This window comes from Proteiniborus ethanoligenes (genome assembly GCF_900107485.1).
In the GTDB taxonomy this organism is placed as follows: domain Bacteria; phylum Bacillota; class Clostridia; order Tissierellales; family Proteiniboraceae; genus Proteiniborus; species Proteiniborus ethanoligenes.
The window spans coordinates 1-18,021 of sequence record NZ_FNQE01000025.1 but is presented as its reverse complement, the minus strand read 5'-3'; the positions used below and the strand labels follow the sequence as shown (position 1 = coordinate 18,021).

At 31.7% G+C, this 18,021-nt stretch carries 12 protein-coding genes; 3 read left to right on the top strand and 9 right to left on the bottom strand.

All coding sequences use genetic code 11. From position 1 onward, the window contains the following. Nucleotides 1-18: 18 nt before the first annotated feature. The 4 genes from BLV37_RS10745 to BLV37_RS10730 all read right to left on the bottom strand — a co-directional run bounded on the left by BLV37_RS10745 (nt 19) and on the right by BLV37_RS10730 (nt 4,431). The gene (locus tag BLV37_RS10745) at nt 19-1,125 is read right to left on the bottom strand and encodes an ABC transporter permease (RefSeq protein ID WP_091731191.1); all 1,107 of its coding nucleotides are present in this window, start codon (nt 1,123-1,125) and stop codon (nt 19-21) included. Then, entirely contained in the window at nt 1,122-2,264 is a 1,143-nt protein-coding gene (locus BLV37_RS10740) for an ABC transporter permease (protein ID WP_091731188.1), read from the bottom strand. Before BLV37_RS10740 ends, BLV37_RS10745 begins: the two co-directional genes overlap by 4 nt. Nucleotides 2,265-2,275: 11 nt before the next feature. Then, nucleotides 2,276-3,208 (bottom strand): ABC transporter ATP-binding protein, encoded by a 933-nt coding sequence (locus tag BLV37_RS10735; RefSeq protein ID WP_091731185.1) that lies wholly within the window; start codon nt 3,206-3,208, stop codon nt 2,276-2,278. 110 nt (nt 3,209-3,318) lie between these two features. Next, a complete protein-coding gene (locus BLV37_RS10730; protein WP_091731183.1) occupies nt 3,319-4,431 on the bottom strand; it encodes a rhomboid family protein in 1,113 nt (370 codons plus the stop codon). Between the two features lie 341 nt (nt 4,432-4,772). Here BLV37_RS10730 and BLV37_RS10725 point away from each other — a divergent pair, with 341 nt between their 5' ends. Together BLV37_RS10725 and BLV37_RS10720 are read left to right on the top strand one after the other, a co-directional pair. Next, complete coding sequence (locus tag BLV37_RS10725; protein WP_176967960.1) at nt 4,773-6,425, top strand: ABC transporter ATP-binding protein; 1,653 nt, start codon at nt 4,773-4,775, stop codon at nt 6,423-6,425. Continuing rightward, the gene (locus tag BLV37_RS10720; RefSeq protein ID WP_091731177.1) at nt 6,422-8,041 is read left to right on the top strand and encodes an ABC transporter ATP-binding protein; all 1,620 of its coding nucleotides are present in this window, start codon (nt 6,422-6,424) and stop codon (nt 8,039-8,041) included. Before BLV37_RS10725 ends, BLV37_RS10720 begins: the two co-directional genes overlap by 4 nt. An 85-nt stretch (nt 8,042-8,126) precedes the next feature. Here the strand turns inward: BLV37_RS10720 and BLV37_RS10715 are convergent, their stop codons facing one another. From BLV37_RS10715 to uvrB, 4 genes are all read right to left on the bottom strand, one after another. Continuing rightward, entirely contained in the window at nt 8,127-9,083 is a 957-nt protein-coding gene (locus tag BLV37_RS10715) for an AEC family transporter (RefSeq protein ID WP_091731175.1), read from the bottom strand. A gap of 221 nt (nt 9,084-9,304) precedes the next feature. Then, entirely contained in the window at nt 9,305-9,847 is a 543-nt protein-coding gene (locus BLV37_RS10710; RefSeq protein ID WP_091731172.1) for a copper amine oxidase N-terminal domain-containing protein, read from the bottom strand. Nucleotides 9,848-9,911: 64 nt separating this feature from the next. Next, nucleotides 9,912-12,737, bottom strand: coding sequence for an excinuclease ABC subunit UvrA (uvrA, locus tag BLV37_RS10705; RefSeq protein WP_091731170.1), 2,826 nt, complete (start codon nt 12,735-12,737; stop codon nt 9,912-9,914). Between the two features lie 103 nt (nt 12,738-12,840). Continuing rightward, the gene (uvrB, locus tag BLV37_RS10700; protein WP_091731168.1) at nt 12,841-14,814 is read right to left on the bottom strand and encodes an excinuclease ABC subunit UvrB; all 1,974 of its coding nucleotides are present in this window, start codon (nt 14,812-14,814) and stop codon (nt 12,841-12,843) included. A 213-nt stretch (nt 14,815-15,027) separates the two neighbouring features. Here uvrB and BLV37_RS10695 point away from each other — a divergent pair, with 213 nt between their 5' ends. After that, the gene (locus BLV37_RS10695; RefSeq protein WP_091731165.1) at nt 15,028-16,614 is read left to right on the top strand and encodes a TolB-like translocation protein; all 1,587 of its coding nucleotides are present in this window, start codon (nt 15,028-15,030) and stop codon (nt 16,612-16,614) included. Nucleotides 16,615-16,642: 28 nt separating this feature from the next. Here the strand turns inward: BLV37_RS10695 and BLV37_RS10690 are convergent, their stop codons facing one another. Next, nucleotides 16,643-17,872, bottom strand: coding sequence for a S41 family peptidase (locus tag BLV37_RS10690; RefSeq protein ID WP_091731163.1), 1,230 nt, complete (start codon nt 17,870-17,872; stop codon nt 16,643-16,645). Nucleotides 17,873-18,021 lie beyond the last annotated feature (149 nt).

Below are 18,021 nucleotides of genomic sequence, written 5' to 3'. Positions count from 1 at the left end.
TTACTGCAAAATTCCTTTTTAAAGCTCCATGTTATTTCTTCTATTTAATCCTAAAAGAAAAAACACTGTGGAAAATAATATAAGTATAATTACTTCTGTCCCTGCAATTTTTATATCAGGTTGAAAAAGCAGCTTCTCTATTCCTTCCAATGTCCAGGTTACAGGGATAAACCTAGCAAGCTGCTGTAGGAATTTCGGCATAATCTCTCTAGGCCAGAAGCATCCGCCAAGAAGACTCATTGGCAATATTATAAACTGCGAAGTTACATTGCCTTGTCTCATATCTTTAGACAGAATATTTATGGCAACTGCCATAGCTACACTACAAACACCGAAAATTATTAATAATAAAAACATTCCTTTAATAGATGGACCTAAATTTATATTTATCATTTTTGTTGCTACTGTAAAAACTATTGCAACCTGGATAAAAATAATAGTTATAAAGCTTAATATGTTTTGCAGCATATAGCTTTTAGAGCTAATAGGCGAACAGAATATTCTAGCATATGTTTTATATCTTTTGTCTTCAAGCATTAATCTAGCTACATTATTAGAAAGATACATCATAAACATGATTATAAATCCAAAACTTTGCAATAGCTTATCCTGTTTTCTATCAGTTCCCTCTATGTTTTTATACTCAACACCTAGGTTTCCACTTTTATAACTGTCTAAGCCCTTATAAAAGCTTTCATAGTCTCCTTCTGTAGCTCTAGCAATATTCTTAAATGAGTTTATATTGTTATTTAATGACATACTTAAAGGAATAGTATGTTCTGTATCTTTTATCTTATATGTATTAACTTTTGACTCTTTATTAGTGATTATATTTTCAGTAAATCCATTAGGAATATTTATTGCAAATTCTATGGCTCCCTTTATTAATTTATCCTTTATATCATCTTCATCTATGAATACTACCTCACAATTGTTTTCTAAGCTATTGATTAAAAAACTAGTTAGCTCTGTGTTGTCTCTATCTATAATTCCTACTGTTGGTGGGTAGCTAACATTAGTAAATTTGAGGGAAATCACCATAGTTAATATAGGCAAAATAATCATAAAAATTATATTACTCTTTTTTCTTAATATTCTTGTAATATTGTTTTTAAAAATAATCATGCTACATTCCTCCTTCCTAAAAGGGAAGATATTATAAAAGTTAGGATGGTAATGCTCCATATGGCTATTAGATAATTTTGAATCTCCTTATTGCTTCCTCCATATATACTATTAAATATTATATTTTGTATCATATAGTTAGGGGATATATATGAGGATATTAGCTTCATTTTAGGCGTAAATCCATCTATGGGGAAATAGCCTCCTCCTAAATAGGTAAATAATGCAACTGCTAAGTTTAATATACTTGAAGCTTTATTAGAATCTCTAAATATGCTATGAGTCATTATTCCTATACCTACTACCATAACTATAGCTGAAAAACATGTAAAGAGTATAATAGGCATATTATCGCCCCAGTTTGATTTATAGACAAATTTAGTGAAGCCGATCATAATAAGTACCTGCAAAATCAATGTGACTATTGTTCCTAACAATTTCCCCAAGAAAATCTGATAGTTTTTAATAGGTGAGCTTTTTAGCCTTATTTCTGTTTTTAAAATCTCATCCTCTCCAATTGCGTAGGCTCCATATATTGTCCCATACATTATAGACATAACCAGCATGGTTACAGCATAATAGTCTATCGCCCTCGGAAGATTTCCTGTTGAAGATATGGATATTTCTTCAATATTATCGCTATATATAGGGACAAAATTCTTCCTTCCTATTTCCTCTATTGCAATTCTAGAGCTACTCATATTAATAAAGCTTTCCACTAAATTATTAATAATTGAGCTTCTATAATTACTATACTGACTATTATATATCCTTATATTAGCCTCTTTTCCTAGTCCTAGCTCTTGAGAAAAATTTGATTCTATAATAACTATAGCTGAAGCTTTTCTTTCTCTTATTAAGCTAACTCCCTCATCATAAGAAGAAATCTCCTTAAGCTCAATAATGGACTTAGTATCTTCACTATTAATAAACTGATGAAAGGCCTCTCCAGCCCACCCTTTGTCCTGATTTAAGTAGCATATAGTGGTTTTTCCTATTGATGATACAATAAATGAGCTGCTCAATGCAGAGCCTAAAATTAATGTACTTAATAAGGGTAACAGCATCATGAGACTTAGGGTCTTTCTATCTCTAAGATTTCTTATTAGACTATAATAAGCTATATTAAATATATTCACATGCTCACCTCCTAATCTCTTAGTGACCTACCAGTTAGGGTTAGGAATACTCCCTCTAGATTTGGTCTTTCTATATTTATGTTCAATATATCAACTCCAGTGTTTACGATACAGTCAATTATACGACTAAGATTTTTACTATCTGCTTTAGACACTACAATTATTTTGTTCCCTTCTATTATGCAATCAATAACCCCAGTTATATTTTTAATATTATCTACTAGGGTAAAGTTTACAGAAGAAAGATCAAATGACACCCTATGGTCAACAGCTATTAATTCCTTTAATTCATCACCGCTTCCCTGAGCAATTATCTTTCCTTTGTCCATTATAGCTATATTGGTGCAAAGCTCTTCTACTTCTTCCATATAGTGAGAGGTATATATAATTGTAGAGCCATTTTTATTCAGTTTTTTTATTGATTCTAATATGTGATTTCTAGATTGAGGATCTATGCCCACAGTAGGCTCATCCATTATTATTAGTTTAGGATGGTGAGCTATAGCACAGGCGATATTTAATCTTCTTTTCATTCCTCCAGAAAGATTTCTTGCAAATGCCTTTTTCTTATCTTGCAGTCCTGTAAACTCTATAACCTCTTCCGCTCTTTCTTTCAGTAAGCTATCTCTAAGTCCATAAAGCTTTGCAAAAAATATTATATTTTCATAAACTGTCAAATCTGTATATATGGCTATATCTTGAGGTACTATACCTATTTCTTTTTTAATCTCATTACTAAATTTATTAATATTTTTCTGAAATACTAGGATTTCCCCCTTGTCTATTTTAGTTAATCCCATTAAAGCATTAATTGTTGTTGTTTTTCCTGCTCCATTTGGTCCTAGCAACCCAAATACCTCTCCCTCTTTTATAGACAAGCTTACATTGTCAACTGCCAAATCCTCCTTATAACGCTTCACTATATTCTTTATTTCAACTACCAAAGCAAGACCCTCCTTTAACTTTTCTCTATAATATAATCATAGTATAAAAAAATCTGAAAAGATAATGACCTAAATAACAAAACCATATGACATTTGTCATATGGTTTTGATTAATCCCCTATTTTTCTTAGCAACTCATCGATATTAGGGTATGGTGAGCTTAGAGCCTTAGCTTTTAGGAGCTCTTCCTTTGCAAGATTTAATTGTCCCAGGTCATAATATATAATCCCTAAAAGATAATGTCCATTTACAGGAGAAAGCTTTACAAGAGTTTTAGCATGCTCAACAGCCTCATTATATTTACCTGTAATTACCTCTGCCTTTGCTGTAATCCATAGTACTTCTATATTTATGTTTTTGTTTGTAGGCTTTAAATCTAAAATATCTTGGCCAATCTTAACTGCTTCATTCCAGTTTTGATTTTGGTCATGCTTATATAATTCCTCTAGCATAAGAAGAGCGTTATTGTTTCCATAGTTAAAGCCATAAGCTAATCCTGATGCTAGTATAGCTAATATTAAAATAATATATGTTGCTTTACTAAGATACCATTTGCCATTAAAAGGGGCTTTTACTATTCCTGATGCCAAGAATCCTCCTATCAGTCCTCCAATGTGCCCAAAATTATCTATTCTTTTGTTTACATACCCATAGCCTAAGTTAATAGCCAGAATCATAAATATACTCCGTCCAAAAAAAGCTCTAAAAAGTCTAGGGTGCTCAACTCCAAAATATAAAAGTGCACCTAAGAGTCCAAATATTGCACCTGAAGCACCAACAGCAGGATTTATAGAAAATACAAAGCTTAAGATACTTCCTAAAGTCCCAGCTATTAAATATATAACCAGGAACTTAGTATGCCCATATATTCTTTCAACAGTAGTACCAACAGCATGTAAGGAATAACAATTTACAAGCAGATGTGTAATATCAGCATGCAAAAATATAGGTGTAATAAATCTCCAATATTGTCCTTGAATAATTTTAATGTTTATTTTAGCTCCAAATAGCATGAGTAGTTCATTGTAGCTTTCTCCTGTTTTGGAAGAAATAAAGCTCAATAATCCCCACATAATTATGTTAATAGCTATTAAAACATAGGTTACTATAGGTTTATTCACTTTTATAATAGGTACTCTTGGTCTCTCCTCGAAACCATTTCCTTGGTTATAGGACTGAGTACTATATGGTGTGTTTCCATATTTGTAGTGATATTCATTCATAGTAAAAAACCTCTCTAATCTATAATCCTATTTATTATATGATTTTTACTCTGTTATTATATTCTATTGATAATTAGTAAACATTTCAACCCTTATTCATATACTTATAGTTATATGAATATGACTTCTTATAATGAGAAAATGTATAAAATCAGGATGATTTATAAAAATCAACTATTAAACTTAAATATTTTAATTTGTTTATTAATATATTTAAATTATTTTTTAATAATTTTAATAAATACTATTGACATATATAAAATATCTATTAGAATATTGATTAAGATGATAAATATATTAAAATAATTAAAATGACCTTTGGTTTTAGGAGGAGGAATGCTATGAAGGAGTTATTGTTAAAAAGAAAAGGCAGGTTTATCTTATATGTATTAGCTTGTTTTTTACCTGTAGTGGATACATTGCTTAGAAACTTTTCTTTTGCACTTATAATTGGAAGTATTGAAAAAGGACAAATGGACTATTTTGTAAAGGTCTTTGCACTAGCTATATTCTTTGCCGTTCTTGGTATATTGCTATTTATACTCTCTAGATTTATGAGAATAAGCTTTATGAGGGATACAATTTTAGATGTTAGAATACAAGCCTTTGATAAGATTCTTAAACATTCATATAAGAATTTTAGCAAAAAATCTAAAGATGTATACATATCAAATCTTATAAATGATATTAATGTATTCGAACAACATTTTTTTCATAAATTGTTAAATGTAATCTACTTTGGAGGCCAATATACTGCATCATTAATAATATTGCTTTTTCTAGATTACAAGTTTGCATTAAGTCTATTTGTAGTATCTATTGTTTTATTCTTCTTCAGCAAATCCTTTGAAAAGAAAACCGTGAAATTGCAAGAGGAAGTATCAGAAAACAACGAAAAGTTCACTACTAATATTGCAAATACATTTAACGGTCTAGAGATTTTGAAACTAAATAATATTGAAGACAAATTTTTAGGTAGCACACTAAAGGCTGTTGATAAGGTAGAGAGAAAAAAGCTACACTACACTGTTTTTACTGAAGGACAAAGAAACTTAACTAACTTTCTTGGCTTTGTAATATTCGTTGGGATATTAATCTACTCCATAAGTTCAATTTTAAATGGAGCATCCTTTGCTAAAACAGCACTAATGCTACAGCTATCCAATGGCTGTGTGTGGCCTATAGTACAATTGTTCCCATTTTTAAATGAATTAAGAGCATCTAATACTATTTACAATAAGATAACTAAAAATGATGAAGATACTAGCTCTAGTATTGTAAAAGAAAAGAATTTTGAATTTAATTCTGAAATCAGAGTAGAAGGCTTAAAATTCAATTATGATGGAAAAGAAATATTTAAAGGAGCATCCTTTAATATTGAAAAAGGTAAGAAATATTTACTCAAAGGAGAAAGTGGTTCTGGAAAGTCTACACTAATAAAGCTTCTATCAATGGTTGTAGATGACTATGAGGGGAGCATAACAATGGATGGAGTAAACTATAGGGAAATAAAAGAAGAAAGCCTAAATAATAATGTATCCTTTGTATATCAAGACGTGTTCTTATTTGAAGATACAATTGCTAACAATATTACATTATTCAAGGATATACCTGAGGAAAAAATCCTTAAGGCTGCAGAGGGAGCAGGGTTAATTGAATTCTTAAATGAAAAAAAATTAGGCCTACAAGAAACTCTGATGGAAAATGGTAAAAATCTTTCAGGAGGACAGAGACAAAGGATTTCCATTGCAAGAGCCATAGTCAAAAATGCTAGTATATTGTTCGTAGATGAAGGTACTTCAAGTCTCAATGAAGAGCTCGGTAGAGCTGTTGAAGATACTATACTTTCATTAGATAGCACAGTTATTGCTATATCTCACAGATATTATAAGGGAATAACAGAAAAATATGACTATGTACTTGAGGTTAAGAACGGTTTAGTAACTCAGTATAAAAGTCAAGATTACTTTAGCATGGAGGTGCTTGCTCTGTGAAAAAATCCATATATAAAGCATTACCATATCTTTTACTAGTTCTTGTCATTGCTTCAGCAGGCGCAGTATTGGAAGGCTACCTTTCAATTACTATGATGGATACTATAGATATGGCTGTTTCAGGCAATAGGGACATGTTCAATAAAGAAGCTATAAAGCTTTTATTGCTTGCATTATCACTTTTACCTGTAAATGTATTATTAGCCGTTGGGAAAGGACTCTACAAAAGAAAGGCTATCGTATCAGCTAAGGTTAACTATGTTAGTAGAATATTTAAAAAGAATATCAATGAATTTCAAAGAGATAATAATGCAAAGTATGTGTCTACCCTAACTAATGATGTTAATACTATTGAAACTAATTATATAGATGGTATATATGAAATAATACTAGGTGTGGTTTATTTTATAGTTGGAATTATAGTTATTGCATATGTTAGCCCCCTTTCTTTAGCACTAGGCTTAGGGATAGGATTTGTCAGTACACTTGTTTCAATATTACTTAATAAGCCTATCCAAAAGCATCAAGCTCAAAGAAGTGAATTGTATGAGGGTTATACTTCATATATTAAGGAAGTATTAAGTGCCTTTCATATAATAAAAGCAAATAATCTAAATGAAAAGGTTAAAAATGATTTTTTCAATAAAAGTAATGCAATACAACAAAAAGGCTATATCATAGATCAAATATCTACTTTTATTTTCTCTTTACAAAATCTTAATATGATGATTTCCCTCTTTGCATTGCTTGGAATAACTTCTTACATGGCTATAAAAGGAAGCTTAACACTAGGTGGAGTTATATTAATAGTAAATAATATGGAGAAAATAATTGTACCTATTATGAGATTTGGAGAATGGTTACCTAAAATATTGTCAACAAAAAAGTTGTTTGAGAAAATTGAGAATACAATGGAAAATCAAGATAATTATGAAGAAACCATTGTTTTGGAAAAATTCAATCATACTATTGAATTTAACAATGTTTCCTTTGGCTATGAAAATGGAGATGTGCTGAATAATATTAATCTATCTCTTAAAAAAGGTGAGAAATACTTAGTCATAGGCCCAAGTGGCGGTGGTAAATCTACCCTTTTAAAATTGCTTAGAAAATATTTCTCACCTAAAGATGGGGAAATATTAATAGATAAGGCAAATCTTAAGGATGTTACAAAAGGAAGCTACTTTAAGCACATATCTAATATAGAGCAGCAGGTTTTCCTATTTGAAGATACCTTAAGAAATAATATTACTTTATATAAAGATTTTTCTGAAGAGGATATAAATATTGCAATTGAAAGAGCAGGGCTGAAAAGTTTTGTTCAGTCACTTCCTCAAGGTCTTGACACTATGATTTATGATAATGGGAAAAATATATCAGGTGGAGAAAAAAGTAGAGTAGCCATAGCTAGAGGACTCTTGCAAAAAACAGACATTATCTTCTTAGATGAAGCCTTCTCAAGCTTGGATTCTAAAATAGCAAAGGAAATAGAAAATACTATTTTAAGTCTTGAGGGCATAACAGTGGTAAATGTAAGTCATGTAGTATTTGAGGATACAAAGACAAAATATGATAATGTGTATGTAGTTAAAAATAAAGGTGTATATTCGGTGTAAAGCCAAAAGGGGGTTATTGCTTTAATGGTAAAATTGAAGCAATAACCCCCTCCCCTTTTTAGTATTACATATAGCCTGTCCAAAACTAAACTAAAAGTCCAAAAGTCTTAAATATGTATATACCAATGGTAAATGTAAATACAGAAAGCAAAGTGGTTATTATGAATATATCTGCAGCTAGTTCTTCATCGCCATTCATGTTGCAGGCCATGACATAACTGCTAACTGCTGTAGGTGAGCCTAGCATAATATATAAAACTAATAAAGCATTCCCATTTATACCTAAAAGCACAGCAATAGGAGTAAAGACAATAGGTAGCAGTATAATCTTAATCGTAGCCGCAGCCATTGCCAGCTTCATTTTTTTGTTTTTAATCTGATCTAAGGATATAGTGCCACCTATGGCTAACATAGCAATAGGTGTTGCAATTCTTGCCATATAATCTACGGAAGTTTCTATAACTGCTGGAAGCCTAATGCCTAGTATGCAAAATGGTAAGCCAAGGACTATTCCTATTATCAATGGATTCTTTACAATATTAGTAAAAGTTGATTTTATCCCTATTTTATTATTACCTTCTGATCTTATGGTTAAGACAATAACTGCTAATATATTATATAAGGGAATAACAAAAGCAGTTATTAGTGCACCTTTTGTGACTGCATCACTACCTCCAATGTTAGATGCTAATGCTAGTCCTATAAGGGCATAGTTACTCCTGAAAGAACCTTGCACAAATGCACCTATAGAGCTTTTTTCTTTAATTAATAGTTCTGCACCTAGCCATATTAGTATAAATGATAAAAGAGTTGCAACAAGGGCAAAAATTAGCAATTTTAAATTAAAAAAATCATTAAAATTCGAACGAGAAATATCCCTAAATAATAGCATAGGTAATGCTATATTAAATAAAATAGTATTCATCTTCTTTATGCTGTGTTCATCTGTTATACCTTTCGTTTTTAAAACATATCCCAATATAATAATTATAAAAACTGGGAAAACAGCATTTATACTAAAAATAAAATTTTGAAATATCAAAGTTATCAGCCTGCTTTCTTGTTATGTTATGATGTGTTTATTAAACATGCCCAAAACACTCTAGACTTTTCTCAATAACATCATATTATTACAAGAAAGCAAAAAGAGCAATAAACATTAATGTTATAAATTATATTTATAGAAATAAGTCTTTGGTAACAAAAAATTAAAGAACTGACACAATGGTCAGCCCTATCTTATATTAAAATCTTCTCTAGTCTTTAGAAGGATATTATTATTCCTCTTATGAAATTATCCTTGTCTATAACTGCCCCTAAAATATCTCCACATTTCAAATCGCTAAAATCAATATTCATAGTTTTATCATTTCTCTGAAGTAGTATAATGACATCTTCTCTTATACTTAGTAATGGAGTTACTTCCCTGCTATTATCGTCAATATGCTGCTCAATTTCTATGGTTTTGTTTTCATGGTCTATTTTAGTTATCATTCCATATACGAATATTTCACCATTTAAATAATCACATTCTGGAAAATCCTTATATTTGTTTATTATAACCTTGTTTTCTTTGCTGTCCCATGTAACTTCACATCCTAAGCCATCTGCTACTGGTCTCAATGGAACAAACACTCGGTCATTGTATATGAAAGGCTCTGTATCTGTTTTTATATTTATTCCATCTACCTCTATCTTTATATCCTTTATAAATACATCTATTCTTTTGAAATATCCTCCTGCAAAGGCTGTAGCTGATAGTAAAAGTATTATTCCAACTAGTAAAAACACTAAGCTTTTTTTCATAAAAAAACCCCCTAATTTGCTTTTACTAAAATTATTGACAAAATTAAGGGGATTATACTAATATTTATTTTTCTAATACTTTTTTTAAGAAATGACCTGTATATGATTCTTTAATCTTGCATATTTCCTCTGGTGTTCCTTTAGCAATTACTGTACCACCCTTATCTCCGCCTTCTGGCCCTAAATCTATTATATAGTCAGAGGTTTTGATTACATCTAAATTATGTTCAATAACTACTACTGCATTTCCAGCATCTACTAACTGATTTAACACCTTAATAAGCTTGTGAATATCTGCTGTATGAAGACCAGTTGTAGGCTCGTCAAGAATATATAGGGTTTTGCCTGTACTTCTTTTGCTAAGCTCTGTGGCTAATTTGACCCTCTGTGCTTCCCCACCTGAAAGCTGCGTTGAAGGTTGACCTAGCTTTATATATCCAAGCCCTACTTCGTACATGGTCTCTAGCTTTCTCTTTATGCTTGGTATGCTATCGAAGAATTCTACAGATTCCTCTACTGTCATATCCAATATATCTGATATAGTCTTTCCTTTATATTTTACTTGCAGAGTTTCTCTGTTATATCTTTTGCCCTTACATACTTCACATGGAACATATACATCAGGCAAAAAGTGCATTTCTATCTTTAATATACCATCTCCTCTACAAGCTTCACATCTTCCGCCCTTCACATTGAAGCTAAAGCGGCCCTTACTATATCCTCTAGCTTTAGCCTCTGGAGTCATAGCAAATAAGTCCCTAATCTGATCAAATACTCCTGTATACGTTGCAGGGTTTGATCTAGGTGTTCTACCTATAGGTGATTGATCTATATCTATGATTTTATCAATATGCTCCATGCCTAATATGTCTTTATGTTTTCCTGGTTTAACCTTAGAGTTGTGTAGCTCCTGAGATAGTCTTTTATACAATATTTCATTTACTAATGTGCTTTTACCAGAGCCTGAAACACCTGTTATAGATGTGAACACACCTAAGGGTATCCTAACATCTATATCCTTTAGGTTGTTTTCTGCAGCGCCTAGTACCTCTACCCATTTGCCGTTTGGCTTTCTTCTCTTTTTCGGAATTTCTATTTTTTTAGTACCACTTAAATATTGGCCTGTAATAGATTCCTTGCATTTTTTTATATCTTCAAGGCTTCCTTCTGCAACTATATAGCCTCCATGAACACCTGCCCCTGGTCCTATGTCTACTATGTGGTCAGCACAATACATAGTATCTTCATCATGCTCTACTACTATTAAAGTATTTCCTAGGTCTGTAAGACTTCTAAGGGTTTTTAGTAGTCTATCATTATCTCGTTGATGAAGCCCAATGCTTGGTTCGTCTAATACATAGAGAACTCCTACTAGGCTTGAGCCTATTTGAGTAGCTAGCCTTATTCTCTGAGACTCTCCGCCAGAAAGAGTCCCTGCATTTCTTGATAATGTTAGATAATCTAATCCCACATCTACAAGGAACTTTAGTCTTTCTCTTATTTCTTTTAAAATTTGATATGCAATTTTTTCCTGCATTTTAGTTAAGCTTAAATTATTCACAAAGTCTATTGCCTGTCTTACGGACATATGAGTAAACTCTGAAATATTTAGCTCTCCTATAGTTACTGCAAGTGCTTCTGGCTTTAGCCTATTTCCATTACAGTCAGGACAAGGTATAATGCCCATAAAGCCTTCTATCTTATCGCGCATATAATCTGAATTTGTTTCACCATATCGTCTTTCTAGATTAGGTATTACACCTTCAAAAGGCGCTTTATATGTTCTCCATCCACCAAATCTACTATCAAATTCAAATTCTACTTCTCTTTTGCCTGTTCCATAGAGTATTTCATCTATTAACTTTTTTGGCGCACTGCTAATAGGATCATCCAGACTAAAATCATAATACTCTGCTATAGCAGTAAACATTTTAAAATAATATGTGTCTTCAGACGTGCTAGCATAAGGGGCTATGGCGCCTTGATTTATAGACAAGTTTTTATTAGGAATAATTAGCTCAGGATCTATTTTCATGTGGCTGCCTAATCCATTACAGGTTGGACACATACCAAAGGGACTGTTAAACGAAAATAATCTTGGCTCTAAATCATCTATGCCTACACCACAGTCAGGGCAGGATAGTTTTTGGCTAAAGAGTAATTCTTCCTTGTCTATTACATCAACTATTATTAATCCCTCTGAAAGCTTCAGTCCTGTTTCTAGGGAATCTGTTAGTCTTTGCTCTATTCCTTCCTTAACTATTAATCTGTCTATTACTACTTCTATATTATGTTTTTTATTTTTATCTAGCTTTATTTCTTCACTTAATTCCTTTAATTCTCCATCTACTCTTACTCTCACAAAGCCTTCTTTTCTTATGGTTTCAAATATTTTTTGATGCTCCCCCTTGCGCCCTCTTACAATAGGCGAAAGCAGCTGAATTCTAGTTCTTTCCTCTAAGGATAGTATTTGATCCACCATTTGGTCAACTGTTTGAGAAGTTATTTCCTTTCCACATTTATAGCAATGTGGTGTTCCTATTCTAGCATACAGAAGTCTTAAATAGTCATAAATCTCAGTAACTGTTCCAACAGTAGATCTTGGGTTTTTGCTTGTAGTCTTCTGATCTATGGATATGGCAGGAGATAAACCTTCTATATACTCAACGTCTGGTTTTTCCATTTGACCTAAAAACTGTCTAGCATAGGCTGAAAGGCTCTCTACATATCTTCTTTGACCTTCTGCATATATGGTATCAAAGGCAAGGGATGATTTACCAGAACCACTTAAGCCTGTTAATACAATAAATTTGTTTCTTGGGAGCTCTAGATTAATATTTTTTAAATTGTGCTCCTTTGCTCCTCTAATTATTATTTTGTCTTTTAACATTTCTGCACCTCGTTTTTCTTATCTGAGTATTTTAATACTAGATTCTTAGCTAATGCCCAGGATAACACAAATGCATTTTTCAACAGTCTACATGCATAAGTAATTATATTTTTTTCTTTAACTCGCTAATCTTATCTCTTAATTCTGCTGCTCTTTCAAATTGTAAATTTTCTGCAGCCTCAAACATTTCAATCTCAAGATTTTTAATATAAACCATTAGTTCATCTATACCCATTTCTTTCTTTGTATCAAAACCATATTTTTCATGGTCCTCTGCTACCTTAGTAGCTTCGATAACATCTCTTATGCCTTTTTTAATAGTTTGAGGAATTATATTATGCTCTTTATTATATTTTAACTGTATATGCCTTCTTCTATTAGTTTCGTCTATTGCTTTCTGCATTGAATTTGTTATTCTATCAGCATACATTATAACCTTGCCTTCTGAATTCCTAGCAGCTCTTCCTATAGTCTGTACCATAGATGTTTCCGATCTTAAGAAGCCTTCTTTATCTGCATCTAGTATTGCTACTAGAGAAACCTCTGGTAAATCTAGTCCTTCTCTCAAAAGATTGATGCCTACAAGAACATCAAACTTGCCTATTCTAAGATCTCTTATTATTTCCATTCTTTCAATAGTTTTAATATCTGAGTGTAGATAGGTAACTTTTATACCTATTTCTTTAAAATAATTAGTTAAGTCCTCAGACATTTTCTTAGTTAAGGTAGTCACTAAAACTCTTTCGTTTTTCTCTGCTCTAATGTTTATTTCTTTTACCAAATCATCTATCTGATTTCTCGTTGGTCTAACTTCAACTTCTGGATCTAATAGACCTGTTGGTCTAATAATTTGCTCTACAATTTGCTGACAATTATCTAGCTCATAAGGTCCAGGTGTTGCACTTACGAATAATACTTGATTAATATGCTTTTCAAACTCATCAAACTGAAGTGGTCTATTGTCAAGTGCAGAAGGTAGCCTAAACCCATAGTCTACCAAGGTAGTTTTTCTTGATTTGTCTCCTGCATACATTCCTCTAATCTGAGGAATAGTAACATGGGACTCATCTATTATCATAAGATAATCCTCTGGGAAATAATCTAGTAAAGTGTAGGGCTTGCTTCCTGGTGGTCTTGCACTAATATGCCTAGAGTAGTTCTCTATTCCTTGACAAAATCCCATTTCCCGTAACATCTCTATATCGTACATGGTTCTTTGCTGTAGTCTTTGAGCTTCTAAGAGCTTATCCTCCTTAGCTAGTTCCTTTAATCTTTCCTCTAATTCCTCTTCTATGCTCTTTATAGCTCTTTCAATCTTTTCTGGGCTTGTAGCATAGTGAGATGCAGGAAATATGGAAATATGGCTTCTAGTTCCTATAATCTCACCAGTCAAAGCATTGACTTCTGTTATTTTTTCTACTTCATCTCCAAAAAGTTCTACTCTAATAGCATGCTCATTAGACGAAGCTGGGAATATTTCCACCACATCCCCCCTAACTCTAAAGGTTCCTCTAACAAAGTTTATATCATTTCTTTCATACTGAATATCTACAAGCTTTCTTATGATTTCATCTCTATCCTTTATCATTCCTGGTCTTAAGGATAGTACTAGATTTTCATAATCGATTGGATCTCCTAATCCATATATACAAGACACACTAGCTACTATTATTACGTCTCTTCTTTCAAATAACGCAGCCGTTGCAGAGTGCCTTAGCTTATCAATTTCATCATTTATTGATGCATCCTTCTCTATATATGTATCCGTATGGGGTACATATGCTTCTGGTTGGTAATAATCATAATAGCTTACAAAGTATTCTACAGCATTGTCAGGGAAAAATTCCTTGAACTCACTAGTTAGCTGTGCCGCTAATGTTTTATTATGTGCTATTACAATAGTTGGTTTTTGAGTTCTTTCAATTATATTAGCCATGGTAAATGTCTTACCAGAGCCTGTAACCCCTAGAAGAGTCTGAGAGCTTAGGCCTTTATTTATTCCATTAACTAACTGCTCAATAGCCTGAGGCTGATCGCCAGTAGGTTTAAACTCTGATTTTATTTTAAATTTGTTCAAGGTATCACCTCAATTTATACTTATAAACCATAGTATCTCACAAAATTAATTTAATCACAATTTCGGAACACTTGTTCGTATTAATTATATATTTAATATTCATATAAATCAATATATCAAATATATTTTATTTTTCCAAAAAATTATTATTAATTTTAGAAGGTCATTTTGATTTAATGTGGAATATATAACTCATAGTAGGAGGTAATTTAAATGAAGAAAGGGATATTATATGTGTCATTGATGTTAACTTTAACTGCTTGCAGTCCTAAAAGTAATACACCTTTAGTTGACTCTAGCCTTTCTACAAATGTGACATCTGACATAGAATATAAAGTAGAGAAAACAATATTGTCTAAGGGCTTCCAATCTATCTCTCCCGCTGTTGAGTTAATGGAAAAAGACAGAGGTCAATACTTTTTAGTTAAATTTGGTGTAGTTGAATGCTCTACTGCCAGTGTTGACAGCATATCTAGGGTAAACAATGAAGTTAACATATATACCTCAGTAAAAAAAGAATGGGGTAAAAAAGATATAGTAGTTCCACAAATTTTGATTAAGCTTGAAGATATTGATGATTTGCCACTTAAGGATTTAAAATTCAATGTTATTCCTAGCAACTATAAGCCCATCCAAATAAAATTTGATAGGGCCCAGGTTCTTAATAAAATATATACTCAATTTAAGTATACTGCTAACACTATGCCCGTTGTAAGTCTTATAAAAGAAAATAGTGAGTACATATGGAATGTGAGATTAAATAATACATTTCTAAAAAATAATCCTAGTAGCCCTCTTTTTATGTTCAAAGCAAAAATCAACTCTGATAGTGGCGACATCTTAAATGCCCAGCCAATACTTTTATCTGAGACTATTGATCAAGGTAAGATAATTGACTATGCAAAGGATAGCTTTATTGCTTATGTCCAAAGAGAGGAAAACGACAATATATCTAGCGAAAGTCTTTGGTTATACGATCTTAACAGCTTTGAGAAAAGAAAAATTTATTCAACTAATAACTCTATTTTTTCTGTTGAATTTAGCCCAGATTTAAAAAAACTTGCAATAATTGAGTATAATGGAAAACTAACTGATTTATATGTAGTAAATTTAGATAGTAACCTAACTCAAAAAATTACTCCAATGGATCGCAGACATACGTGGAATATAAAATGGCAGAACAACCACATATTGTGCGCAGTAAATAATGATGATCAGAAGGTATCTTCAATAATTACTCTGGATACCTTGAATAATGAGGAAATGGTTTTGTTTAAGGTAAATTTAAATATTACTAATTTTGACGTAAATGGAGATGCCTTTGTTCTTGAGGAAAGTGATTTTACCAAAGATATTTCTAGTCTGTATTTTAAGAAAAGTGATGATAAATCAAGAAAAATCAGCTCTGGTATTGAGGGTAAATTTATAGACGATAATAGGCTAATTTATAGAAAAAAAGTAGAAAAAGAAGATAAATACGAATTGTATATCTATGATTTAAAGAAAAATGAGGAAACATTGTTAACTGATATTGATACTAGGGAATTTTCTATTGTCAATAAGGACACAATTTTCATAGTTGGTAAAAATAACACCTCCACTGATTATTCTATATATTTATATAATCTTAAAAAGGATGAATCCGAACTACTAGGACAGGTACTAGATAAGAATATTTATTATAGCCACAATTTAAACACAGGCTTTTTTAGCGTAGTTCCATCTTCAGATAATGCTGATTCTCAGTTTATATATGGTATTAATTTTGATGAACTTAATGAATATGAAAAGGATAGCTAAAAAGCTATCCTTTAATATATTCTCTCCATTATTTATTAATCTTTTCTTTCACTACCTCAATTGCTTTTTGAAGCTGAGTGTCCTCTTCTAGATTTTCTACACCTATTTGCTCAACATCCTTAGGTATCTCAACTATAATGTCAGGCTCTATTCCTATGCCTTGAATATTTCTTCCATTAGGTGTGAAATATTCGGATACAGTGATTTTAAACCCCGAGCCATCCGAAAGCTCTTTTATTCGCTGTACAACACCTTTACCAAAAGTAGTAGTTCCTATTATAGTACCTTCCTTGGTATCTTGAAGGGCTCCTGAAAGGATTTCTGAAGCACTTGCACTACCTTCATTTACCAAGACTGTTAAAGGTATTCCTAATTTATTTTTATCTGATTTTAAATATTCTCTTTCTTTTTTCTTTGTTTCTGTATAAACTATAGTTCCTTCACCCATTAATTCATCTGCAATTTTAGCAGAAATATCTAAAAGTCCTCCAGGATTATTTCTTAAATCTAATACTAAGCCTTTCATACCTTTATTTTGTAATTCTTTTAAGTGTGCCATAAAATCATTATAAGTGAAATCGTCAAAAGAAATGATTCTTATATATCCAATGTTATCCTTAAGCATGTTTGATTTAACACTTTTGATTCTGATTTCTTCTCTTTTAATATTTTTATCGAAAATTTGCGAATTACCCTCTAAGTCTTTTCTCATAATAGTAAGTAATACCTCTGTACCCGGTTCACCCTTCATATGTTTAACTGCTTCATCCATTTTATCAGCAGTAAACTCCCTGCCATCTACTTTAATAATTTTATCTCCAGGTTTTATACCTGCTCTTTCTCCCGGGGTATCTTCTATAGGCGATACTACAGTTATTAGATTGTCATCTCCTGGAGCAACATAAACACCAATCCCTCCAAATACACCTTTAGTATGCTCCATAAAACTTTTAAATTCATCCTTTGTCATGTACACTGAATAAGGATCTTCAATAGCACTAAACAGACCCTTCAGTTGTCCTTCTAATAGCACATCTTCATCTACATCTCTTAGATAATATTCTTTTACTATATCTTCTAAAAGAATGTTCTTAGAATATTTCCTATATACACTTGCTAAGTCATTGTATTCACTTTGAGTAATAATAACTTTATCTTTAAGAGATATCTGTATCATATTACTAAAAACAAATGTGGATGCACTAGTTACTAATACTAGCAAAACAGCTATAATCACTGCTCTTTTCTTGGATATCATATTGTCACCTCAATAAGCATTATGTTATCTATTTTATTAAATATATGTAAACATTATACCATTATAGTTCTGAATTTTCAAAAGATATATGATAAAAGCATTCAGGAAATCGAGTTAGGTCATTTTCCGCAGTCTCGCAACTCAAATTT

Excerpts from the sequence above, each read along its gene's own strand:
- BLV37_RS10745 (WP_091731191.1), bottom strand. The coding sequence starts at position 1,125 with ATGATTATTTTTAAAAACAATATTACAAGAATATTAAGAAAAAAGAGT.
- BLV37_RS10730 (WP_091731183.1), bottom strand. The coding sequence starts at position 4,431 with ATGAATGAATATCACTACAAATATGGAAACACACCATATAGTACTCAG.
- BLV37_RS10725 (WP_176967960.1), top strand. The coding sequence starts at position 4,773 with ATGAAGGAGTTATTGTTAAAAAGAAAAGGCAGGTTTATCTTATATGTA.
- BLV37_RS10710 (WP_091731172.1), bottom strand. The coding sequence starts at position 9,847 with ATGAAAAAAAGCTTAGTGTTTTTACTAGTTGGAATAATACTTTTACTA.
- uvrA (WP_091731170.1), bottom strand. The coding sequence starts at position 12,737 with ATGTTAAAAGACAAAATAATAATTAGAGGAGCAAAGGAGCACAATTTA.
- BLV37_RS10695 (WP_091731165.1), top strand. The coding sequence starts at position 15,028 with ATGAAGAAAGGGATATTATATGTGTCATTGATGTTAACTTTAACTGCT.
- BLV37_RS10690 (WP_091731163.1), bottom strand. The coding sequence starts at position 17,872 with ATGATATCCAAGAAAAGAGCAGTGATTATAGCTGTTTTGCTAGTATTA.